The organism is Burkholderia sp. Bp9015, from assembly GCF_003853505.1.
Lineage (GTDB): Bacteria > Pseudomonadota > Gammaproteobacteria > Burkholderiales > Burkholderiaceae > Burkholderia.
This window is the reverse complement of record NZ_QTPZ01000033.1, coordinates 64605-87635: the sequence shown is the minus strand read 5'-3', so window position 1 is coordinate 87635 and position 23031 is coordinate 64605. Positions and strand designations below refer to the sequence as shown.

The window sequence follows — 23031 nt, the reverse complement described above, 5'->3', positions numbered from 1 at the left end:
TGACGATGAACGCCGCGTTCTGCGGGGTGAGCAGGTGGTCGTTCGCGGGATCGCGAATCGGTTCGCTTGCCATGGTTGCCTCCAGAAACAGGACAGGAAGTGAGAGAAATCCCGAGGATCCAGGGTGGGCGGCCGCGGTGTCGGGATCGTCGTTGCGGCGGGGCGCCCGTGCTGTCGCACACGTCCGATACGGTGCGCGCGGCGGGCGAATGCTCCAAGCTTAGTCAATCGATTCGGCGCGCGAGGCACCCGTCGGGGAAAGTCTCGGTCGCGTTCGCGCAATCGATCCCCATCGAAGAACGATGCTATGCGCGCAACAACCGGGTTTCCAGTCCCGTAGAATGCCGTCAGTGTTCTATGGGTGGAACAATCATGGATGACCTGAACGACCTCTACTATTTCGTGAAGGTGGTCGAGCACGGCGGCTTCACGCAGGCGGGGCGGGCGCTGGATGTCCCGAAGTCGACGCTGAGCCGGCGCATCGCCGCGCTGGAAGCGCACTACGACGTGCGGCTGCTGCAGCGGACGACGCGTCATTTCACGGTCACGGAAACCGGCCGCGAATTCTACGAACGCTGCCTCGCGGTGCTGGTCGAGGCCGACGCGGCGCGCGAGGTGATCGAGCGCCGGCACGCGGAGCCGCGCGGGATCGTCCGCGTGAGCTGCCCGACCGCGCTGCTCGAATATCGCGTGAGCGAGCTCGTCGCGCGCTTCATGGCGATTCATCCGGCGGTGCACGTGCATCTCGAAGCGACGAACCGCCGGGTCGACCTGCTGAGCGAAGGCTTCGACCTGGCGCTGCGTGTGCGTTTCCCACCGCTGGAGGACAGCGACCTCGTGATGCGGATTCTCGGCGACAGCCCGCAGCGGCTGGTGGCCGCGCCGCAGTGGCTGGCCGGACGCACGGTGCCGGCCGACCCGGCCGAGCTGGCCGGCGAGCCGAGCCTCGACTGGGGGCCGCCGCGGCAGCACGTGTGGCAGCTGGTCGGGCCGAACGGCGAGCAGGCGCAGCTGCGCCATCATCCGCGCTACATCTCCGACGACATGCACGCGTTGCGCGACGCGGCGATTCATGGCGTCGGCATCGTCCAGTTGCCGTGCATGGTCATCGAGGACGACCTGCGCGACGGCACGCTGATCGACGTGCTGCCGGGGTGGGCGCCGAAGGGCGGCGTGATTCACGCGGTGTTCCCGTCCCGGCGCGGGCTCCTGCCGCGCGTGCGGCTGCTGATCGACTTCCTCGCCGAACACATCCGCAAGGACTGACGGCGGTGGGGCGCCGTCGTCGGACGGCGCCTTTCGATCACGCCTTCCGCGCCGTCAGTGATGCTTGCGGATCTGCACCTGCACCTTTCCGTCGCGGATCGGCATCACATCGGGGCTGTCGTCGCCGACTTCGCTCGCGATCAGGTCGTTCAGCCGGCCGTTCATCGCGAGCAGCAGCTCGCCTTGCTGCTTGCGGTCCCGCGCGAGATTGTGCATTTCGGCCGGATCGTTCGCGACGTCGAACAGCTCGACGTCGTTGCGCGCGAACAGGTCCTCCAGCGTCGTCGGCCGGTTGAACTCGAGCGGTGAGAAATAGCGCGTGAACCGATAACGGCCGTCGTACACGCTGCGGATCGTGCCGCGCAGCCGGAAGTCGGGCTGCTGCGCGAGCGCGCGACGCAGCAGCGCGTCCTCGGGCACGCCTTTTTGCCGCAGCGCGGTCAGCTCCTTGAGCATCCATTCGCTGTCGTAGTAGAGCAGCATCGCGTAGTTGAACAGCGTGGCGTCGCGTGCCGCGTGCAGCTTCGCGTCGGCCGGCTTCGCGAGCCAGCGCGTGAGGTCGTGGCCCTTGAGCGCGTCGCCGCGGATCGACGCGGCGCGCGCGGTGTCGATGCCGGTCAGCCCGAGCAGCGTCGGCGCGATATCGATGTGCGACGTCAGCGCATCGCACTGCGTGCCGCCCGGATACGCGGGATGGCGGATCACGAGCGGCACGTGGTTCTGCGGCTGATACGCGGTCGCGCCCTTGCCGACGAGCTGGTGGGCGCCGACGTGATCGCCGTGGTCGGCCGTCATCACGACGATCGTGCGCTCGTCGAGGCCGAGCGACTGCAACGACTGCAGCAGGCGCACGACGTGCGTGTCGCAGTCGCGGATGCAATTGAAGTAGTTATCCTGGTAAATGCGCAGGCGTTCGTCGGTGAACGGATAGCGGCCGACGAGGTTCGCATGCGCGGCATTGAACATCCCGTGCGCGGCCGGTCGTCCGGGCGCGTCGTACGGCTGCCGGCGCGACGCCGCGAGCGGCACGTCGCGCCACGACGTGCGATACAGCGCGTCGTCGGGCGGTGGCGCGTTGCCGAGCATCGGATGGTTCGCGTCCTGCACGGCCGAGCCGTTCGTGTCGGTGTTCACGAACATCACGTCGTGCGGATTGACGAGGTTCACCGCGAGGAACCACGGCTTGCCTTCCTTCTCGAGCCGCGGCGCATGGTTGCGCATCCAGCTCACCGCGGCCTCGGTCGTGATGCCATCGTATTGATAGCCGCCGCGCACCATCCCGATCAGATCGCCGACGCCGAAGTAGTCGTCGAAGCCGTACGCGCGGATCGTGCGGTTGTAGTCGGCCACCGGCGCGGTGTACGGGCTCGTGGTTTCGTGCATCGTCGCGCTCAGGTGCCACTTGCCGAGATACGCGGCGTAGTAGCCGGCGTCGCGCAGCATGTGGCCGACGGTGCGCACGTCCGGCGACATGTCCTTCTGCCAGGGCATGCCCGCGTTGTCGAGCACGCCGGTGTGCTGGATGTGCTGTCCGGTGTAGACGGTGGAGCGCGACGGCGAGCACACGCACGCGGCGATCTGGTGGCGCGTGAACGTGATGCCGTCGCGGCGCAGCGCTTCGCGGCCCGGCGCGGGAAACGGCCAGCGGTCGAAGTGGCGCTCCTGGTCGGTCAGGATGAACAGGATGTTGTAGCCGGCGGGCGGCGCGGCGGGTGCCGTCGCCGCGCCGTGAAACGCGGGCGCGGGCCCGGCGTCGCCGCTTGCCGCGGCTGCCGCGGCTGCCGGGGCGGCCGGCACCGCGTTGGCCGTGCGAGCGTCCGCGCCGAAACCGGCCGCCGCGACCGCCGCGCCGGCGAGCTTGAGGAACTGGCGCCGGGCCGCGGGTGCGCCGGCGGTGGGGTCCTGATCGTCTTTCACGTCGTCGTCTCCTGTTCGTGCCGGCGCGCGCCGGGGGTTTTCATGCCGACGACTATGCGGCACGATCGCGTATCGATCGATGAAAGATCGCGATCGATCGATAACCCCCGGAACATGAATGACGGAGATGTCAGTGACTTTCGCGACCCGCGGCCCGGGCGGCCGCCTTGCGCCGGACCCGCTCGCGCCGCCCGGCGCGCCGGCCCACGACCCGCGCATCGCGCAGGCGCTGCGCCGGCTGCGGCTGCGCGACCTCGAGACGCTCGACGCGCTCGCCCGCACGCGCAGCTTCGCGCGCACGGCCGAGGCCGCGTCGATCACGCAGCCGGCGCTGTCGAAGTGGCTGCGCGAACTCGAGGCGTCGCTCGGCCTGCTGCTGTTCGAGCGCACGTCGCGCCGCGTCGCGCCGACCGCGTACGGCGATGCGCTGCTCGAATGCATCGGCCGCGTGCTGACCGACTTGCGCGGCGTCGCGCCCGCGTTCGACGCGTTGCGCACCGGCGCCGGCCGCCCGGTGTCGATCGGCCTGCTGCCGAACATGGCGCCGCAACTGATTCCGGGCGTGCTCGCCTGGCTGCGCGACGCGGGGCGCGCGGTGCAGCTCAACGTTCGCGAGGACACGCTCGACCGGATGCTCGCGCAGGCGCAGCGCCACGAACTCGACCTGCTGGTGTGCCGGCTCGACGTGTCGGCGCTGCGCGCAGGGCTCGAGATCGCGCCGCTCTATCGCGACGACATGATCGTCGTGTGCGGGCCGCGCCATCCGCTGCTGCGGCGCCCGCGAGTCGGCTGGCGCGACGCGGCGGCGTTTCCGTGGATCGCGCCGCCGCTCGGCTCGCCGGCGCGCACGGCGCTCGATGCCGAGTTCGCGAAGGCGGGCCTCGCGCCGCCGGTCGTGATGATGGAATCGGTGTCATGGCAGACCAACCGCGCGGTCGCCGAACAGACGCCGTGCCTGTTCGTGCAGTCGGCCCGCGCGTTCGGCATGGCGGCGGCCGCCGGCGAGCGTGTCGGCCGCTTGCCGCTGAAGCTGTCGACGATGCCCGACACGGTCGGCGCGCTGTTCGCGGCGCCGGCGGGCACGTCGGTGGCGGCCGCGATCGACGCGCTGAAGGCGGTCACGCGCGAGCCGCCGGGCGGGCACGCGTGAGGCGCCGCGCGCGCCAACCGTCTGATGAATCGGGCGCCGCCACGCGCGTCGCCGCGCATGCGGGGCGCGACCGCGCGTAAGCCCTGATGCACGCGGATGCGCGGGGCCGCGCGGATTGGTGTTAAATGTATTTTGATACGCGTCGCGACGCGCGCTCTTGGGGACGCACCGGGCTCTCGTAAACCCGGAGCGATGAAAAAACGGCACGAAGAATCGCTACGAATCGGGCGCATCAGACCCGGTCGAACTGACGGCAGGATTCATCTTGAATACCGAACCGCAAAGTTCTCGCTACAGTCTCGGCCTCGCAGCGGAAGTGCTCGCATCCGAGCAAAGCGTGCTGAGGCTGATCACACGCAATACACCACTGCCGGAACTGCTCGTCGAGGTCTGCCGGCGCGCCGAGGCGCTGCTCGGCGACGGCGCGTCGTGCACGATCCTGCTGCTCGACGCGGACGGCGTGCACGTGCACGTCGGTGCCGCGCCGTCGCTGCCCGTGCAGTACAGCGCGGCGATCGACGGCGCATCGATCGGGCCCGCCGCGGGCTCGTGCGGCACGGCGATGTACGAGCGCCGGATGATCGCCGTCGAAGACATCGAAACCGATCCGCTGTGGGCCGCCTACCGTTCGTTCGCGTTGCCGCACGGCCTGCGCGCGTGCTGGTCGGTGCCGTTCCTGGACGATACGGGCACCGTGCTCGGCGCATTCGCCGTCTATCACCGTACGCCGCGGCGGCCCACCGACACCGAAACCGACCTGCTGCGCGATATCGGCAACAGCGTCGGCCTCGCGGTGCACCAGGACTGGATCGCGCGGCAGCTCGCGCGCAGCGAGGAACATCACCGCCTGGTCGTCAACAGCCTGAACGAAGGGATTCTCGTGGTGTCGCGCGACGGCATGGTGATCGCGAGCAATCCGAGCGCGAACCGGATGATGCGTGCGAAGGGCGACCTCGTCGGCCGCCGGCTGTCGACGGTGATCCTGTACAAGCTGCGCGAGGACGGCACACCGCTCGCGCCCGACGACTGGCCGAGCCGGCTCGCGTTCACCACGGCCATGCCGCAGCTCGACTACTCGGTCGGCTTCGGGCTCGCCGACGGCGACGTCATCTGGGTGCGCGGCAACGCGGTGCCGATCGTGAAACCGGGCGAGACGCAGCCCGAATCGGTGCTCGTGTCGTTTCACGACATCGGCCCCGTGCGCGAAGCGCAGCAGCAACTGCGCTACCTGGCGACGCGCGACGCGCTGACGGGCCTCTACAACCGGCGCTGGCTCTCCGAACGGATGCGCGAGCTGTTCGGCGCGCGCGAGGCGGCGGCCGGGCCTGCGCATGTCGCGATCCTGTTCCTCGATCTCGTCGGCTTCAAGAAGGTCAACGACACGGCCGGCCACGAGGCCGGCGACGCGCTCTTGCGCAGCGTCGCGGCGCGCCTCGCGGCCTGCGCGGGCGGGCGCCACGCGCTCACGCGCGTCGGCGGCGACGAGTTCGTGATCCTCGTCGACCACTGCGACGATCCCGACGAGCTGGCCGTGCTCGCGCGCGAGGTGATCGACACGATCGCGCAGCCGTTCGAGATCGCGAACAACGAATACTGGCTCGGCGTGTCGATCGGCATCAGCGTCGCGCCGCGCGACGGCGACGATTCGGTCACGCTGATGCGCAACGCCGACTCCGCGATGTACGACGCGAAGCAGCGCGGCCGCAACCACTTCACGTTCTTCACCGCGCAGCTGAACCAGCGCCTGCAGCGCCGCTTCGCGATCGAGCAGTCGCTGCGGCGCGCGTTCTCGTCGGACATGCTGCGGCTCGCGTACCAGCCGGTCGTCGACGCGCGCAGCGGCCGCACGGTCGGCGCCGAAGCGTTGCTGCGCTGGACGAGCCCCGAACTCGGGCCGATGTCGCCGGCGGAATTCATTCCGGTCGCGGAAGATACCGGGCTGATCGTCGCGATCGGCCAGTGGGTGCTCGAAACGGCCTGCCGGCAGGCCGCCGAATGGCGCCGCACGATCGCGCCCGACCTGACGCTCGCGGTCAACCTGTCGCCGCGGCAGTTCCACGAGGGGCTCGTCGAGTCGGTCTACCACTGCCTCGCGCAGACGCAGCTCGATCCGGGGGCGCTCGAACTGGAGATTACCGAAGGACTGCTGATGAACGACACGGACACCGTGCTGCCGATGCTCGAAGCGCTCACGGACATGAACGTGCGGATCTCGGTCGACGATTTCGGCACCGGCTACTCGTCGCTCGCCTACCTGAAGCGTTTCCCGCTGCACAACCTGAAGGTCGACCGTTCGTTCGTATCGGGCGTGCCCGATCATCGCGACTCGGTCGCGATCACGCAGGCCGTCGTCGCGATGGCGCATTCCCTCGGGATGAAGGTCACCGCGGAAGGCGTCGAGACCCAGGCGCAGTCGTGGTTCCTGCAGCAGATCGGCTGCGACATGCAGCAGGGCTACCTGTTCGGCCGGCCGCTCGATCCGACCGATTACGCGCGCCGGCTCGTCACCGTGTAGGCATTCAGGCGAAACCGCCGCCGGCCGGCGGAACCGGGGGCGCCGGCGGCGCGTCGATCTCGACGCGATTCTTGCCGTCGTGCTTCGCGCGATACAGCGCGCGATCGGCCGCCTCGATCAGAGCGGTGGTCGGCAGGCCGGGGGCCGGCACGATGCTCGCGCCGCCGATGCTGATCGTCACGTAGCGGCCCGTCGACGCGTGCACATGCTCGAGCCGCAGCGACTCGACCGCGAGGCGGATCTTCTCGCCGAGCAGCCGCGCGGCGCCCGGCGACGTGGCCGGCATCACGACCGCGAACTCCTCGCCACCGAAACGCGCGGCGAGATCGCCGGACTGCCCGAGACAGCGTTCGATGGTCGTCGCGACCTGCTTGAGCACGCTGTCGCCCGACACGTGGCCGTACGTGTCGTTGTACAGCTTGAAGTTGTCGACGTCGATCATCAGCAGCGACAGCTCGCTGCGCTCGCGCGTGCCGCGCCGCCATTCGGCGGCCAGGTATTCGTCGAGATAGCGGCGGTTCGACAGCCCGGTCAAGCCGTCCGAGTGCGTGAGGCGCCGCAGTTCGAGATTGGCCTCGAGCAGTTGCTGCTGCGATTGCCGCAGCGCGCGGTAGGCCTCGTCGCGCTGCAGCAGGTTCATGTACGAGCGCGAGTGATAGCGGATCCGCGCGACCAGTTCGATGCGGTCGGGCAGTTTCACGAGATAGTCGTTCGCGCCGGCCGCGAACGCGGCGCTCTTGATCACCGGCTCTTCCTGCGTCGACAGCACGATGATCGGCACGTCACGCGTCGCCGGATTCGCGCGGTATGCCTTCACGAGGCTCAGCCCGTCGATGCCGGGCATCACGAGATCCTGCAGGATCACGGTCGGCCGCGTCTCGATCGCGGTCGCCAGCGCGTCGTCCGAGCGCGGGCAGTAGTGGAAGTCGATGCCGTCCTCGTCGACGAGCGCGCGCCGGATGGCTTCCGCGACGATCGTCTGGTCGTCGACGAGCAGGACCATCGCGGGGGTGTCGGCGTGCGGCGTGGGCGGCACGTGCAAGGCGTCGAACGCCGCCTGCAGGCTGCCGGGCGGGCGGGTGAGGTCGCTGGTCATGATTGATGCAGGGTCGCGCCATGGCTGCGACGGGTGGGACAGGGTTTCATTGGGTTCAGATTCGCGCGAGTGCCGCCAGCTCGCCCGCGATGCGCTCGAGCGGCAGGATCGCGCGGGCCGCGCCGAGCGTCGCGGCCGCCTTCGGCATGCCGTAGACGGCGCTGGTCGCCTCGTCCTGCGCGATCGTGTGATAGCCCTTCATCCGCAGGGCCTTCAGGCCGATCGCGCCGTCGCGTCCCATGCCGGTCAGCAGCACGCCGATCACGCGGCCCGGCCAGTGCTCGGTCAGGCTGTTGAAGAACACGTCGACCGACGGCCGGTACGGCGTGGCGGCCGGTTCGCGCGTGTATTCGAGCGTGCCGGTGCGCGTGATGCGCAGGTGATCGTCGGTCGCCGCGAGCAGCGCGACGCCCGGCTGCGGGCGGTCACCTTCGTGCGCGACGCGCACGGTCAGCGGCGTCTGGCCGTCGAGCCATTGCGCCATGCCTTCGGCGAACGCGCGATCGACGTGCTGGACGATCACGATCGGCGCGCTGAAGTCGGCCGGCAGGCTGCCGAGGATCGACGCGAGCGCGCCGGGGCCGCCGGCGGACGCGCCGATCGCGATCAGCGGGCCGCCGCCCGTGCGCGAGGCCGTGCCGGCCGCGCGGACACCGCCGGGCGCGTCGAGCAGGCGGCCGATCTGGTCTATCTTGGCGAGCAGCAGCCGCGCGGTGTCGCCGGCCGCGTCCTCGCCGAGGCGAGGCGTATCGACCGCGTCGAGCGCGCCGGCACCCATCGCTTCGAACACGCGCCATGCGTTCGCGCCGATGCAGCTCGTCACGATCAGGATCGCGCACGGGCGGGCGGAACGCATGATGCGCCGCGTCGCCTCGATCCCGTCGCACTTCGGCATGACCAGGTCCATCAGCACGACGTCGGGCGGTTGCGCGGCGCACAGTTCGACGGCTTGCGCGCCGTCGGTCGCGACCCACAGCACGCGATGCTCGGGCCGGCGCGCGAGCGCGCGGCGCATCGCCTCGACGGCAAGCGGGAGGTCGTTGACGATGCCGATATTCACAAGCGGGATGCTCCGGTCGGTTCGTAGTGTTGGGTATGGGCCGGGTTCATGAAAGGCAGTGCCGGTTCGGCGCCGCCGAACGGCATCGGCGGGCGCGCGGCACGGAATTCTTTTCGATTGGCGACGTCCGCATGCTGTCATGCGGCGCGAGCGGCGGCAATCGAAAAAATTGCGCATTGCGTCGTTTCAGACCCTTTTCTCTATTCGGGGGCGACATTTTTTGCCGCCCGCGAAGGCGGACGGCCGTCTGCGGGACGATGCGGCAGTGCGGAAACCCGTTGCCGGCGCGTTCGTTTCGGCGGGAAACGGGCGGGCGCATGCGCGGGCATCGGCGAGCCGGCCGCGCAGGCCGGCGCACCGCGCCCGGGCGCGTTCAGTCGATCAATGGCTGCGCGCGTACCCCTGGATCAGCGCGCGCATCATCCCTTCGACGGTTGCGTCGAGCAGGTCGGCTTCCTGCTCCGATTCCTCGACGAGCGCGGCATAGGCGGTCGCGAGCGTCACGCGGTCGACTTCGTGGCGTTGTTCCATCAGCGTCACCATCCCGTCCTTCGCCAGATGAGCGGAGAACGCGCGGCTGCCGATGGTCTGGAATACGTCAATCATGGCGGCTCTCCCGAACGTTGCCGATGCCTTCCAGTTTAGTCGGCGCACCGGCGCTCCGCCATGCGCGGCGGGCGCGCGGGCCGCCCGCGGTTCGCGCGGCGCAAGCGTGCATGCCGCGCGCGCCGCCGTTGCCGCCCGCTGCCGACCGCTCGGGCCGCACACGGTCGAAACACTGCTGACACACTTCTGGCACACGGCTGACATACGGCTGACATACGGCAGGCACAAGGCCGGCGCACGGTAGTACCGGTTTCAACGTTTGGCCGAAGCCTTAAATTGTCGACTTTTTATCGATAAAATCTGGTGTTGGATTTTGCGGCCTGAACCCGGTCGAAACCGGGCGGACAGCACGTCGTCACGGCGCCGCGCATCCAACACAAGGAGGAGCAATGCTGGTGCTGATTGGCGTGCCGATCGTCGTGATCGGTTTCGCGCTGCGCTTCAACGCGCTGCTGGTGGCGACGATCGCGGGCCTGGCGATGGGGCTGGCGGGCGGGATGCGATTCTCGGCGCGATCGGGATGCTGAGCGGCTTCTGCGGTACGCTGATGACGCCGATGGCCGCGAACTTCAACATCGTGCCGGCCGCGCGGCTCGAACTGAAGGACAAGAACGGCGTGATCGAGGCGCAGTGGCCGACCGCCGTGCTGCTGCTGGCCGTCAACACGCTGCTGATGTACGCGTTCGTATTCCGCTTCTGACGAGATGCCCATGACCGACCGACTGACCCCCGAACTCGCCTCGAAATTCGCGTCGCTCGCGCTCGCGCACCTGACCCGCGAATATCCGAACAGGCTCACCCATTCGCTCGAAGGCCCGCACGACGTGCAGGGGCCGCGCGCATTGCACCCGATCTTCTACGGCAGCTACGACTGGCATTCGTGCGTGCACGGCTACTGGCTCGTGCTGCGCGTGCTCGAACGCTATCCGGCGTTGGCGCAAGCCGAGCGGATCATCGCCGTCGTCGACGCGCATTTCACCGACGCGAACGTCGCCGGCGAACGCGCGTATCTCGCGCTGCCGCACAACAGCGGCTTCGAGCGGCCGTACGGATGGGCGTGGCTGCTGGCGCTGTCCGCGCAGCTGGAGCGGCTCGCGCTGAAGGGCGTGGTGCCGCAGGCCGCCCGCTGGGCGAAGACGATCGCGCCGCTCGCCGACCTGTTCGTCGCGCGCTTCGAGACCTTCCTGCCGAAGGCGACCTATCCGCTACGGGTCGGCACGCACTTCAACACCGCGTTCGCACTGGCGCTCGCACTCGACTTCGCGCGCGCGACGCAGCGCGACGGGCTCGCGGCGCTGATCGTCGATACCGCGAGACGCTGGCACCTGAACGATGTCGCGTGCCAGGCGTGGGAGCCGTCGGGCGACGAGTTCCTGTCGCCCGCGCTGATGGAGGCGGAGCTGATGCGGCGCGTGCTGCCGGCGGCCGAATTCGACGGCTGGTTCGCGCGTTTCCTGCCGGATCTCGCGCGCGGCGAGCCGGCGACGCTGTTCGTGCCGGCGACGGTCAGCGACCGCAGCGACGGCAAGATCGCGCATCTGGACGGCTTGAACCTGAGCCGCGCGTGGTGCCAGCGCGCGCTGGCCGGCGCGCTTCCGGAAGGCGATGCGCGACGCGCGAGGCTGCTCGATGCGGCCGACCGGCATCTCGCGAGCGCGCTCGCGCACGTGGCCGGCGATTACATGGGCGAGCACTGGCTCGCGACGTTCGCGCTGCTGGCGATCGAAGGCTCCGTGTACTGAATCTGTCAGGTTTTCGTGGGGGCCGATGGCTTTGCATCCGGCGCAATACCACTTTCCACCGGCCGACCGGCTCGACCCGGCGGCAGACTCGATACACTGCCGTACCGGTTGCACGGGCCCCGGCATTCAGGCCCCGACGAAGGAGACAAGACAGATGGACACCCAACGCGCAGCGGTCGTGACGTACCGCGGCAAGGCGATCGAGAACAAACACGTCGCCGACGTGGCGGTGGTGGATGCCGGCGGCAAGCTGCTGTTCCGGCTCGGCGATCCGTACCGGATGACGCTCGCGCGCTCGGCGGCGAAGCCGGCCCAGGCGCTGTCCGTGATCGAGACGGGCGCGCCCGAGCGGTTCGGTTTCGACGACGCGGACATCGCGTTGATGTGCGCGTCGCACAGCAGCGAGGAGCGGCACATCGCGCGCACGCGGGCGATGCTGGAGAAGGTCGACGCGCAGGAGTCGGATCTGCGGTGCGGCGGGCATGCGCCGCTGTCGGACGCGGTGTACCGGTCGTGGATCAAGCGCGACTACACGCCGACCGGCGTCTGCAGCAACTGTTCGGGCAAGCATGTCGGGATGCTGGCCGGCGCGCGGGCGATCGGCGCCGCGATCGCCGACTACCATCTGCCGGAGCATCCGATGCAGGTGCGCGTGAAGCAGGTGGTCGCCAACGCGTGCGGCCTGCGCGACGACGAGGTCGACTGGGCGATCGACGGCTGCAACCTGCCGACGCCGGCGTTCCCGCTCGATCGCCTCGCGCGTCTTTACGCATCGCTGGCCGACGGCGCGGATACGGTGGCAGCCGGCGGCGCCGCGGCGACCGGTCGCGTGCGCGCGCTGGCGCGCATTCATCATGCGATGACGGCCCATCCGGAGCTGGTCGCCGGGGAAGGGCGCTACTGCACGGTGCTGATGGATGCGTTCGACGGGCAGGTCGTCGGCAAGCTCGGTGCGGATGCGTGCTACGGGATCGGCGTACGCGCATCGGCGCGCACGCGGGCGCTCGGCGCCGACGGCGCGCTCGGCCTCTCGGTGAAGATCGAGGACGGCAACATCGACGTGCTGTACATGATGGTCAGCGAACTGCTCGAGCGACTGCAGATCGGCACGGACGCGCAGCGCGCGCGGCTCGCCGCGTTCCACCGGCCGCGGATGCTGAACACGCAGGGTGTCGAGATCGGGCACGCGACGTTCCCGTTCGAATTGCAGCCGGCCTGACGGGCGTCGGCGCACCGATGCCGAGGGCCGCGGTGCGCAGCGGCGCCGCGTTGCCGGCCGGCGCGACGGCAGCCGCTACGCGCCCGCGTCGCGAATCTTCGCCAGCTCGACTTCCGACAGCTCGCCGATGTGCGCGAGATGCTCCATGAGGAAGTCCTTCAGCACGCGCAGCTTCGCCGAGCTGCGCCGGTTCGACAGATACGCGATGTAGATGTAGTCGCCCGTCAGCTTGTTCTGCAGCCGGTAGCGCGGCAGCACGGCTTCGAGCCGACCGCTCGCGAGCAGGTCGCGCACCAGCCAGATCTCGAATTCGGCGATGCCGAGCCCCGCGCAGGTCGCATCCAGCAGCAGTTCCGAATGATCGGTGACGAGGTTGCCGGCCGGCAGCACGCTGTGCCGCGCGTCGCCGCGCACGAGCTCCCAGCGCGGATCGCCTTCCGGGTGCACGTAGCGCAGGCAGTTGTGATGCCGCAGGTCGTCCGGCGTCGCGGGGCGCCCGCAGCGGTCGAGATAGCCGGGCGTCGCGCACAGGATGCTGTCGTTGCGCGACAGCCGGTGGACGACCAGGTTGTCCAGGTAGTTCTCGCCCTCGTGAATGTCGAGGTCGAAGCCGCCGGCGACGAGGTCGTTGTGGTTGTCGGTGAGCCGCACGTCGAGCTGGATCGTCGGGTAGCGTGCGAGAAACGGCGCGATCAGCGGCGCGAGGTGGCGGCGGCCGAACCCGACCGGCGCGGTGAGCTTCAGCGGGCCGCTCGGCTGCGAATTGAGCTCGGCGACGACGCGCAGCGTGTCGTCGAGATCGGCGATCAGCGTGACCGCGCGTTCCAGGTAGATGTGGCCGGCCTCGGTCAGCGTCACGCTGTGCGTCGAGCGATGCAGCAGCGCGACGCCGAGCGCGTCCTCGATCGCCGTGATCTTGCGCGCGACGGTGGACGTCGACACGTGCATCTCCTTCGCGACCGCGGAAAAACTCCCCATTTCGACGACCCGCACGAACGCGCGCATCGCGCCGAGGTGATCGATGCCGGTGTCTCTTGCCATTGTTTTCATTCGTCTCTCGCTGTTGCGTCCCACGCAAAACCGCTTTCGATAATACAGAGGCGAGCTTCTTTATGCAAAGGCATAGAATGCGATCCCGTCGCACGGGGAAGCGGTGAACGCAGCCGCCTGGCCGCGGCGGCACGAGACATTTCAGGAGGGGCACCCATGACGGAAAACGGCTTCCGCGTCGAAGCGGATCTCTTAGGGAAACGAAGCATTCCGGATTCGGCGTACTACGGCGTCCATACGCTGCGCGCGAAGGAGAACTTCGACATTTCGGGGCGCACGATCGCGTCGCTGCCGTACCTCGTCATGGCGCTCGCGGCGGTGAAGGAAGCCGCGGCCGACGCGAACTGCGAGCTCGGGCTGCTGCCGCACGCGTATCGCGACGCGATCGCCGCCGCCTGTGTCGAGATCCGCGAAGGTCGCCTGCACGACCAGTTCGTGGTCGACATCATCCAGGGCGGGGCCGGCACGTCGACCAACATGAACGCCAACGAGGTGATCTGCAACCGCGCGCTCGAGATCATGGGGCACGCACGCGGGCAGTACGAATACCTGCATCCCAACGAGCACGTCAACCTCGCGCAGAGCACGAACGACGTCTACCCGACCGCGATCCGGATCGCGACCTGCTTCGCGGTCGAGCATCTGCTCGACGCGATGGCGCGCCTGCGCGATGCGTTCGCGGAGAAGGCCGACGCGTTCTCGGATCTGTTGAAGCTCGGCCGCACGCAGTTGCAGGACGCCGTGCCGATGACGCTCGGCCAGGAGTTCTCGACCTACGCGGTGATGGTGACGGAAGACATCGCGCGCCTGCAGGAAGCCGGCTTGCTGATGCGCGAGATCAATCTCGGCGCGACCGCGATCGGCACCGGCATCACCGCGCATCCGCAGTACGCGGAGAAGGCGCTGGCCGCGCTGCGCCGCATCACCGGCCTGGACCTGAGCACCGCGCCGAACCTGATCGAGGCGACGCAGGACTGCGGCGCGTTCGTGCAGGTCTCCGGCGTGCTGAAGCGGATCGCGGTCAAGCTGTCGAAGATCTGCAACGACCTGCGGCTGCTGTCGAGCGGCCCGCGTGCCGGCTTCGGCGAAATCAACCTGCCGCCGGTGCAGGCCGGCTCGTCGATCATGCCGGGCAAGGTGAACCCGGTGATTCCGGAAGTCGTGAACCAGGTCGCGTTCGAAGTGTTCGGCAACGACCTGACTGTGACCTTCGCCGCCGAGGCCGGCCAGCTTCAGCTCAACGCGTTCGAGCCGGTGATCGCGAGCGCGCTGTTCCGCAGCTTCGGCCATCTGACGGCCGCCTGCACGACGCTCGCGGACCGCTGCGTGAGCGGAATCACCGCGAACCCCGAGCGGTTGCGCGAAACGATGGAGCGGTCGGTCGCGCTCGCGACCGCGCTGAACCCGTACATCGGCTACAAGCGCGCGACCGCCGTGGCCGCCGAGGCGCACGCGAGCGGCAAGTCGATCCGCGAAGTCGTGCTCGATCGCCAGCTGATGACCGCCGCGCAACTGGACGAGGCGCTGCAGCCCGAAGCGCTGATCCGTCCGCGCGCGTACTGATTCCGGCCGCGCGGCGCCGGCGCCTGCCGCCGGCGGCCCGCGCGCGGCCGTTCCCGAGCGCCCGTCGACGGGCGCGACACATCAAGAAACGGAGACACACCATGAAGCACGCCAGCGAGCGCGCGGCCGACCCGGCCGGCGGCGCGGACCCCCGTCACGCCGATCGCGATGCGATGTTCGCGTCGCACGAGGCCGGCTATGCGCAGCACCTGAAGCCCCGACACGTGCAGATGATCGCGATGGGCGGTGCGATCGGCACCGGCCTCTTTCTCGGCGCGGGCGGCCGCCTGCAGAGCGCGGGGCCCGCGCTGGCCGTCGTGTATCTCGTGTGCGGCGCATTCGCCTTCCTGATCATGCGCGCACTCGGCGAGCTCGTGATGCACCGGCCGACCAGCGGCTCGTTCGTGTCGTACGCACGGGAGTTCATGGGCGAGCGCGCGTCGTTCGTCGCGGGCTGGATGTACTACCTGAACTGGGCGACCACCGGCATCGTCGACATCACCGCGGTGGCGATCTACATGAAGTACTGGGCCGTGTTCACCGACGTGCCGCAGTGGGTGTTCGCGCTCGGCGCGCTGGGGATCGTGTCGGTGATGAACATGATCGGCGTGAAGGTGTTCGGCGAGATGGAGTTCTGGTTCTCGATCGTCAAGGTGGGGACGCTCGCGCTGTTCCTCGCGGTCGGCGCCGTGTTTCTCGCGAGCGGCCATCCGGTTGCCGGGCAGATGCCGGGGCTGCACCTGATCGCGGATCACGGCGGGATCTTCCCGCACGGGATCCTGCCGGCGGTGCTGATCGTGCAGGGCGTCGTGTTCGCGTATGCGAGCATCGAGCTCGTCGGCGTCGCGGCGGGCGAGACCGCCGATGCGCGCAAGGTGCTGCCGAAGGCGATCAACAGCGTGATGTGGCGCATCGCGCTGTTCTACGTCGGCTCCGTCGTGCTGCTGACGATGCTGCTGCCGTGGACCGCATACAGCGCGCACGAAAGCCCGTTCGTCACGTTCTTCAGCAGGCTCGGCGTGCCGTACGTCGGCACGGTGATGAACGTCGTGGTGCTGACCGCCGCGCTGTCGAGCCTGAACTCCGGCCTCTATTCGACCGGGCGCGTGCTGCGTTCGCTCGCGATGGGCGGCTCGGCGCCGCGCTTCGTGTCGCGGATGAACGCGCGCGGCGTGCCGTACGGCGGGATCCTGGTCACGGTCGCGGTCAATGCGATCGGCGTGCCGCTGAATTACATCGTGCCGGCGCAGGCGTTCGAGATCGTGCTGAACATGGCGTCGCTCGGGATCATCACGACCTGGGGCTTCATCGTGATGTGCCAGATCCTGTTCCGCCGTGCGGTCAATCGCGGCGAGCTGAGCCCCGTGTCGTTCCGGATGCCCGGCGCGCCGTTCACGTCGTGGCTCACGCTCGGGTTCCTGGTCAGCGTGCTGGTGCTGATGGCGTTCGATTACCCGGGCGGCACGTGGACCGTCGCGATGATTCCCGTGGTCGTGCTCGCGCTGGTGGTCGGCTGGAAGCTGGCCAAGCGCGGTGCCGCGCGAGAGGCTGCTGCCGAGGCTGGCGTGCCGATCGTTGCCGATCCGGCGAGCAACGTCTGACGACAGGCCCGGGCGGGCGACCGCCCGGTGCGCTCAGTTCAACCCGGCGCGTGCGCCGACCCAGCGGCTGAAGTCGCCGGCCATCTGCGCGGTCAGCTCGTGGCCGGCGTCATAGAGCTGCGTGTCGTGCGCGACGCCGAGCGCGGTCAGTTTCGCGTCGGCCGTGTTCGCCCACGCGACCGGCAGCTTGTCGTCGAAGCGGCCGTGCATCACCAGCGCGTGCAGCGGGCTCAATGCATCGCGGGACGCGATCAGCGGATCGATCTCCGGCAGGATGCGCCCGCACAGCACCGCGAACGCGGCGACGTCGGCCGGCGAGGTGAGACCGACGCTCGCGCTCATGATGCCACCCTGGCTGAAGCCGGCGATCACGGTCGGCAAGGCGACGGGTTCGTTCCCGGGGTCCCGCGCGCGCAACGCGCGCAGCAGCGCGATCAACTGCACACGGCTCGCCTCCGCGCGGGCCGCATCGATTTCCGGGCCGTTCGGGCCGAAGCGCACCGGAAACCACGCGTGCTGGCCGGGGCCGAACGTCAGCGGCCCGCGCACGAACGCGATTTCGACGCGCGGATCGATCGTGGCGGCCAGGTTCAGCAGGTTGGTTTCGTTGCCGCCGACGCCGTGCAGCAGCAACAGGCGGCCCGCGGGGCGGCCGGCGGCCGGGCGCAGCCGGTAGTGGAGGCCGGATTCGGGGTCGGTGGTCAGCGGCAGGACATCGGTCATTGCGTGGGTCCGGTGGGGGAGTGATCCGATAGTCTAGAACGCGCGGACGGGGAGATGAATCGCCGGATGGTGATTGATTGTTTCCTGTTGGGAATGAATGTGGAGCCAGAACGTCCGATATTGGGTACGGCTACGTGTGTCCCGTCGCGAGCAAATTTCCCGAGAGGCGACCGTTCATCACCAATATGTCGACCGCACGACTCGCCGCCGCGACCCACAGTCGGCAAAATATCCACGTTTTGTCGATGCATGGAGTGTCGAGATGGAGACCGCCAAGATTTTCGAGCATGATGGATCGCAGGCTGTTTGCTTGCCGAAGGATTTCCGCTTCGATACCACGGAGGTCCGGATTCGGCGGCACGGCGCGTCTGTCATCCTCGAGCCCGTGCCGCAAGGCTGGGCGTGGTTGACGCCACTGATCGGCCCGGTTGATGCCGATTTCGAGGAAGCTGCGACAACCGAGCCCGCCGCTCATGAATGCTCCGGGCCGGACGTGTTCGAATGAAGTTTCTGCTGGATATCACCGCAACCGGATCACCGTCGACTTCAACTCCGTGTACTTCTCCAGCGCGTGCAATGAGTTGTCGCGCCCGTTGCCCGATTCCTTGAAGCCGCCGAACGGGAAGTTCATGTCGTCGGTTTCCTCGTAGCCGTTCACCCACACCGTGCCGGCCCGCAGCCGCCGCGCGGTTTCGTGCGCGGTCGTCAGGTTCGCGGTCCACACCGACGCCGCGAGCCCATAACGCGTGTCGTTCGCGAGCGCGACAGCCGTATCGAGATCGTCGAACGCCGTCACCGCCAGCACCGGCCCGAAAATCTCCTCGCGCACGATCCGCGCATCGGCCCGCGGACAGTCGAACACGGTCGGCTCGACGTACTGGCCGCCGCTCGCGGCGCGCGCGCGCCGGCCGCCCGCGAGCAGCGTCGCCTCGTCACGGCCGGCATCGACGTAGCCGAGCACGCGCTCGACCTGGGCGGCGTCGATCAGGCTGCCCATCCGCGTGTCGGGCGACAGCGGATCGCCGGGCGCATACTCGGGCGCGATCGCGAGCACGCGCGCGACCAGTTCGTCGCGGATCGCGCGATGGACGAGCAGGCGCGAACCCGCCGTGCACATCTGCCCGGTGTTGTAGAACACCGCATGCGCGACGGTGCGCGCCGCGCGTTCGAGATCGGGGCAATCGGGCAGCACGATCTGTGGCGACTTGCCGCCGAGTTCGAGCCATACGCGCTTCAGGTTCGAATCGGCCGCGCAGCGCGCGACTTTATGGCCGACCGCGGTCGAGCCGGTAAACGCGATGCAGTCAACGTCCGGATGCCGCGCGAGCGCTTCACCTGCATCGCCGAACCCCGGCAGCACGTTCAGCACGCCGGCCGGCAGCCCGGCCTGCACGGCCAGCGCGGCGAGCCGCAGCGCGCTCAGCGGTGACTTCTCGGACGGCTTGAGCACGACGCTGTTGCCCGCCGCGAGCGCGGGCGCGCATTTCCACATCGCGATCATCGCGGGGAAATTCCACGGCACGACAGCCGCGACCACGCCGATCGGCTCGCGCGTGACGAGCCCGACGAGATGCGCGTCGGCCGGCGCGACCTCGCCGCCGGTCTTGTCGATCGCCTCGGCGAACCACTCGGCGCAATACGCGGTGGACGGGATGTCGATCGTGGTCGTATCGCCGATCGGCTTGCCGGTGTCGAGCGTTTCGAGCAGCGCGAGATCGTCCGCGTGCTCGCGGATCAACGCGGCCCAGCGCAGCAGCACGCGCTTGCGTTCGCGCGGCGATGCGTCGCGCCAGATGCCGCTTTCGAACGCGCGCCGCGCGGCGGCGACCGCGAGGTCGGCGTCGGCCGCGCGGCAATGCGCGACCGGCGCGAGCACGCGGCCGTCGATCGGGCTCGTGCATGTGAAGGTGGCGCCGTCGTGCGCGTCGCGGAACGTGCCGTCCACGAACGCGCGGGAAGCGATGTCGAGCTGGCCAGCGCGGCTGCGCCAGGCGTCGTGCGTCTGCATGGGAAAACTCCGTCGTGGTTCGGCTTGGTCAGCGGGAAGTGGAAGCAGCGGAAGCAGCAGGGGCCGCGCGGCGGATCGCGATCGCACGGCCCGCGTGCGGCTCGCGCGGCGCGCGCGCATGCTCGGCGTGAATCGCGTCGAGATGCCGGCGGATCGCGTCCGGAAACGGCGCCGAGCGTTTCGCGCGCATGTCCACGTGCGTGAGCAGCTGTTCGCCGGTCGCGAGTTGCGCGCCGGTCGTCGCGTGATGCATCGAATGGAACACGTGCAGCCGGCGATCGTCCAGGTCGAGCAGCCGCACCGTGAGCCGCAGCGGCTCGCCGAGCATCGCTTCGCGCAGGTGGCGGATGTGCGTTTCCGCGGAATAGATCGAGCAGCCGGCGTCGCGATAGTCGTCGTCGATGCCGAAGTAGCGGAAGAACGCATCGCTGCTGTCGCCGAACACGAGCAGGTAGCACGACTCGCTCATGTGGCCGTTGTAGTCGACCCACTCGGGCTGCACGATGCAGCGATGCAGTTCGAGCGGCGTCGCGATCGGCGCGGCCGGGTCGTACGGGCGCGACTTCTGTCCTTCGTAGGCCGAGCGCAGGCGCGGCTCGGCGGCGGGGCTGAGGGTGGTCGTCATCCAGTGCACTCCGAGGTTCGGAACGGGCCCGCACGTCATCCGCGGGGCTGCCGGTCGATGTTATGACGGGTTGAACGTTTTTTCAATAATGAAATCGCCGATGGGTGTAAACACCGGTGCATCCGTTCTCGTCAATCGATTGAACATTCATTCAGCAAAACCTATACTCGCCAGCGCCGCGGTGCCGAAGCGAAGCAGGCGGGCGGCGTTCACGCACAACGAAAATCGAGCCGCCGCGCGCGGCAACCGGAGACACCGAAAATGAAGAAGCGCTTCCTGCTGGCCGGCATGATGTCGGTGATGGTCCACGGCTACGCCCATGCCCAGAGCAGCGTGTCGCTGTACGGGATCATCGACGGCGGCATCACCTACGTGAACAACACGGGCGGCGCGCATGCGTACCTGTTCGACGACGGCGTGTCGTACGGCAACCGCGTCGGCCTGATGGGCACCGAGGATCTCGGCGGCGGCAACAAGGCGGTGTTCAAGCTCGAGAGCGGCTTCCGGCTCGGCACCGGCAGGCTGAACCAGGGTGGCGCGATGTTCGGGCGGCAGGCGTACGTCGGGCTCGGCAACGACTGGGGCACGCTGACGTTCGGTAATCAGTACGACTTCGCATTCGACTTCACGGCCGCGTACAACGTCAGCGCGTTCGGCAGCGGCTACGGCGTGCATCTCGGCGATTTCGACCGCCAGAGCGGGGACCGGCTGCAGAACGCGGTGAAATTCGTCAGCAACAGCTTCCACGGGCTCGTGGTCGGCGGCATGTATTCGTTCAGCAACGACGCGGGCAGCTTCCATGACGGGAGCGCATGGAGCGTGGGCGCGAGCTACACGCACGGCGATTTCTCGGCGGGCGGCAACTACACGCGGCTCAACGCGCCACGCCGGCTTGCCGCGCTCGATCCGTATGCGCAGATGGGCGTGCGGACGATGCTCGGGCAGACGGTCGCGACGGTCGACCCGGCGACGGGCGCCGTCACCGACCTGCACGATTCGACGCCGTTCTCGATCGATTCGCAATCGATCTTCGGTGTCGGCGCGTCGTACACGTTCGGCAAGCTGACGCTGAACGCGGACTTCAGCAACACGACGTTCAAGGGCTACGGACAATCGTCGACGATGCGCGTGTACGAAGCGGGCGGCCTGTACCAGGCGACCGTGCCACTGTCGCTCGTCGCGGGCTATCAGTACACGACGTTCGAAGGTCATCACTGGCACGAAGTCGCGCTCGGTGCGCATTACGCGCTGTCGAAGCGCACCGACGTGTATGCGGCGGTCGACTGGATGCGTGCATCGAACGGCGTCGACGCGGTGATCGGCTACAGCTTCACGCCGTCGACGAGCCGCACGCAGGCCGCCGCGCGCATCGGCATGCGGCACAATTTCTGATCCTCACTCGCTCCCGGGCCGGGTTCGGCCGGCCCCGTCGATCATGTCCGATCCTTCCTTGAACGGCGACGTCGTCGCCGCGCTGCGCGACGCACTCGGCGCCGATTGCGTCAGCGTGGGCGACGCCATCGGCGCGCGTCATTTCACGAACTACGGCGAAGCGGCCGGCCCGCGGCCGCGAGCGTTGGTGCGGCCGCGCAGCGTCGACGATGTGAGCCGCGCGCTCGCGATCTGCACCGCGTATCGTCAGACGGTCGTGCCGCAGGGCGGAATGACGGGGCTCGCGGCCGGCGCCGGGCCCGGTGCGCAGGACGTCGTGCTGTCGCTCGAACGCATGAAGGGCGTCGTCGAGATCGATGCGGACGCGGCCACCGTCACCGCGTGGGCCGGCACGACGCTGCAGGAGCTGCAGCAGGCAGTGGACGACGCGGGATTCGCGCTCGGCATCGATCTCGGCGCGCGCGGCTCGTGCCAGATCGGCGGCAACGTCGCGACCAATGCGGGCGGCAATCGCGTGATCCGCTACGGTACGACCCGCGAGCAGGTACTCGGCCTCGAGGTCGTGCTGGCCGACGGCACCGTGCTGAGTTCGCCGAACAAGATGCTGAAGAACAACGCGGGTTACGACCTGCGGCAGATTTTCGTTGGCAGCGAAGGCACGCTCGGCGTCATCACGCGCGTCGTGCTGCGGCTGCATCCGCGGCTCGCCGCGCCATCCACCGCGTTGTGCGCGGTGCGCGATACGGCGGCGGCGCTCGCACTGCTGCGCGACGCGCGTGCCGCATGCGCGGACTTGCTGAGCTTCGAGGCGATGTGGCCGGCGTTCTACGGCTACGTGTGCGCGCATACGCCCGGCACGCGCGCGCCGCTGCCGGCGGACGGCGGCGTCAAGGTGCTGATCGAATGCGCGAGCGGCGATGCCGCGCAGACGGCCGAACGGTTCGAAGCGGTGCTGGCCGACTGGCTCGAACGCGGGCTGATCGACGATGCGGCGTTCGCGCAGACCGCGGCCGATGCGCAGGCCTTCTGGACGGTGCGCGAAGGGCTCGCGATCGACGATCTCCCCGGCGTCGTCAATTTCGACGTCGGCATTCCGCCGCGCGCGACGGAGAAGTTCATCGACGCGTGCGAGCGCGCGCTGAACGCACGCTGGCCCGGGGCGCACGTGTTCTTCTTCGGCCACCTCGGCGACAGCAACCTGCATGTGTGCGTTTCCGCGCCGTATGCGACGGGCGAGGGCGCGCACGACGTCGACTCGGTGTTGTATCCGCTCGTGCGCGATGCGGGCGGCTCGGTGTCGGCCGAGCACGGGATTGGCCGCTACAAGCGCGACTGGCTCGGTTGTTCGCGCAGCGACGTCGAGATCGCCGCGATGCGACGTCTCAAGCATGCATTCGATCCGTTCGGACTTCTGAATCCCGGCAAGGTGATCTGAACGGCGGAGCGTTCTTCGCTTTCGACGGACGGCTCGGCAATCAGGCAGCGGCCCGCTCGCGCA

18 protein-coding genes and 3 pseudogenes are annotated in these 23031 nt (G+C 68.9%); 12 read left to right on the top strand and 9 right to left on the bottom strand.

Annotation, left to right across the window (positions count from 1 at the left end):
• Positions 1–73, bottom strand: a pseudogene (locus DIE12_RS28940) (hydrolase); the annotation flags it as partial.
• A gap of 299 nt (positions 74–372) precedes the next feature.
• Between DIE12_RS28940 and DIE12_RS28935 the strand changes: the two are divergent.
• Positions 373–1266, top strand: a complete 894-nt coding sequence (locus DIE12_RS28935) for a LysR substrate-binding domain-containing protein (protein ID WP_044843906.1) — start codon at positions 373–375, stop codon at positions 1264–1266.
• Between the two features lie 54 nt (positions 1267–1320).
• Here the strand turns inward: DIE12_RS28935 and DIE12_RS28930 are convergent, their stop codons facing one another.
• The gene (locus DIE12_RS28930) at positions 1321–3183 is read right to left on the bottom strand and encodes a sulfatase-like hydrolase/transferase (protein WP_124522984.1); all 1863 of its coding nucleotides are present in this window, start codon (positions 3181–3183) and stop codon (positions 1321–1323) included.
• A gap of 127 nt (positions 3184–3310) precedes the next feature.
• Here DIE12_RS28930 and DIE12_RS28925 point away from each other — a divergent pair, with 127 nt between their 5' ends.
• Positions 3311–4333 (top strand): LysR family transcriptional regulator, encoded by a 1023-nt coding sequence (locus DIE12_RS28925; protein ID WP_260429048.1) that lies wholly within the window; start codon positions 3311–3313, stop codon positions 4331–4333.
• A 265-nt stretch (positions 4334–4598) separates the two neighbouring features.
• Positions 4599–6848, top strand: a complete 2250-nt coding sequence (locus tag DIE12_RS28920; RefSeq protein ID WP_124522980.1) for a bifunctional diguanylate cyclase/phosphodiesterase — start codon at positions 4599–4601, stop codon at positions 6846–6848.
• Between the two features lie 4 nt (positions 6849–6852).
• Here DIE12_RS28920 and DIE12_RS28915 read toward each other — a convergent pair whose 3' ends face one another.
• The 3 genes from DIE12_RS28915 to DIE12_RS28905 form a co-directional block, all read right to left on the bottom strand.
• Positions 6853–7944, bottom strand: a complete 1092-nt coding sequence (locus tag DIE12_RS28915) for a diguanylate cyclase domain-containing protein (protein WP_124488875.1) — start codon at positions 7942–7944, stop codon at positions 6853–6855.
• 55 nt (positions 7945–7999) lie between these two features.
• The gene (locus DIE12_RS28910; protein ID WP_044843909.1) at positions 8000–9004 is read right to left on the bottom strand and encodes a chemotaxis response regulator protein-glutamate methylesterase; all 1005 of its coding nucleotides are present in this window, start codon (positions 9002–9004) and stop codon (positions 8000–8002) included.
• Positions 9005–9385: 381 nt separating this feature from the next.
• Positions 9386–9610, bottom strand: a complete 225-nt coding sequence (locus DIE12_RS28905) for a hypothetical protein (protein ID WP_039357299.1) — start codon at positions 9608–9610, stop codon at positions 9386–9388.
• Between the two features lie 389 nt (positions 9611–9999).
• Between DIE12_RS28905 and DIE12_RS28900 the strand changes: the two are divergent.
• The 4 genes and pseudogenes from DIE12_RS28900 to DIE12_RS28885 all read left to right on the top strand — a co-directional run.
• Positions 10000–10116 (top strand): annotated as a pseudogene (locus DIE12_RS28900) (5-oxoproline transporter, DUF969 family subunit); the annotation flags it as partial.
• Positions 10101–10310 (top strand): annotated as a pseudogene (locus tag DIE12_RS28895) (5-oxoproline transporter, DUF979 family subunit); the annotation flags it as partial. The pseudogenes DIE12_RS28900 and DIE12_RS28895, both read left to right, overlap by 16 nt.
• Before the next feature lie 10 nt (positions 10311–10320).
• On the top strand, positions 10321–11352 hold the full coding sequence (locus tag DIE12_RS28890) for a DUF2891 domain-containing protein (RefSeq protein WP_124522978.1): 1032 nt from the start codon (positions 10321–10323) through the stop codon (positions 11350–11352).
• A 154-nt stretch (positions 11353–11506) separates the two neighbouring features.
• The gene (locus DIE12_RS28885; RefSeq protein ID WP_124488872.1) at positions 11507–12571 is read left to right on the top strand and encodes an asparaginase; all 1065 of its coding nucleotides are present in this window, start codon (positions 11507–11509) and stop codon (positions 12569–12571) included.
• 75 nt (positions 12572–12646) lie between these two features.
• Here DIE12_RS28885 and DIE12_RS28880 read toward each other — a convergent pair whose 3' ends face one another.
• Positions 12647–13621, bottom strand: coding sequence for a LysR family transcriptional regulator (locus tag DIE12_RS28880; protein WP_044843913.1), 975 nt, complete (start codon positions 13619–13621; stop codon positions 12647–12649).
• Between the two features lie 156 nt (positions 13622–13777).
• Here DIE12_RS28880 and aspA point away from each other — a divergent pair, with 156 nt between their 5' ends.
• Together aspA and DIE12_RS28870 are read left to right on the top strand one after the other, a co-directional pair.
• The gene (gene aspA / locus DIE12_RS28875; RefSeq protein ID WP_124488871.1) at positions 13778–15184 is read left to right on the top strand and encodes an aspartate ammonia-lyase; all 1407 of its coding nucleotides are present in this window, start codon (positions 13778–13780) and stop codon (positions 15182–15184) included.
• Positions 15185–15285: 101 nt separating this feature from the next.
• Positions 15286–16785: an amino acid permease gene (locus tag DIE12_RS28870; RefSeq protein ID WP_124522976.1), complete on the top strand. Its 1500-nt coding sequence runs from the start codon at positions 15286–15288 to the stop codon at positions 16783–16785.
• Positions 16786–16818: 33 nt separating this feature from the next.
• Here the strand turns inward: DIE12_RS28870 and DIE12_RS28865 are convergent, their stop codons facing one another.
• Positions 16819–17508, bottom strand: coding sequence for an alpha/beta hydrolase (locus DIE12_RS28865; RefSeq protein ID WP_124522974.1), 690 nt, complete (start codon positions 17506–17508; stop codon positions 16819–16821).
• 262 nt (positions 17509–17770) lie between these two features.
• Here DIE12_RS28865 and DIE12_RS28860 point away from each other — a divergent pair, with 262 nt between their 5' ends.
• Complete coding sequence (locus tag DIE12_RS28860; protein WP_124522972.1) at positions 17771–18013, top strand: antitoxin; 243 nt, start codon at positions 17771–17773, stop codon at positions 18011–18013.
• A 15-nt stretch (positions 18014–18028) separates the two neighbouring features.
• On the opposite strand, the gene DIE12_RS28855 is transcribed toward DIE12_RS28860, so the two are convergent.
• Both DIE12_RS28855 and DIE12_RS28850 read right to left on the bottom strand, forming a co-directional pair.
• Positions 18029–19516, bottom strand: a complete 1488-nt coding sequence (locus tag DIE12_RS28855; protein WP_124522970.1) for an aldehyde dehydrogenase — start codon at positions 19514–19516, stop codon at positions 18029–18031.
• A 28-nt stretch (positions 19517–19544) separates the two neighbouring features.
• Positions 19545–20141 carry a thioesterase family protein gene (locus DIE12_RS28850; protein ID WP_124522968.1) on the bottom strand — a complete coding sequence of 199 codons (597 nt, stop codon included), beginning with the start codon at positions 20139–20141 and terminating at the stop codon, positions 19545–19547.
• A 261-nt stretch (positions 20142–20402) separates the two neighbouring features.
• Here DIE12_RS28850 and DIE12_RS28845 point away from each other — a divergent pair, with 261 nt between their 5' ends.
• Both DIE12_RS28845 and DIE12_RS28840 read left to right on the top strand, forming a co-directional pair.
• Complete coding sequence (locus DIE12_RS28845) at positions 20403–21533, top strand: porin (RefSeq protein WP_124522966.1); 1131 nt, start codon at positions 20403–20405, stop codon at positions 21531–21533.
• A gap of 43 nt (positions 21534–21576) precedes the next feature.
• The gene (locus tag DIE12_RS28840; protein ID WP_124522964.1) at positions 21577–22968 is read left to right on the top strand and encodes an FAD-binding oxidoreductase; all 1392 of its coding nucleotides are present in this window, start codon (positions 21577–21579) and stop codon (positions 22966–22968) included.
• Positions 22969–23031 lie beyond the last annotated feature (63 nt).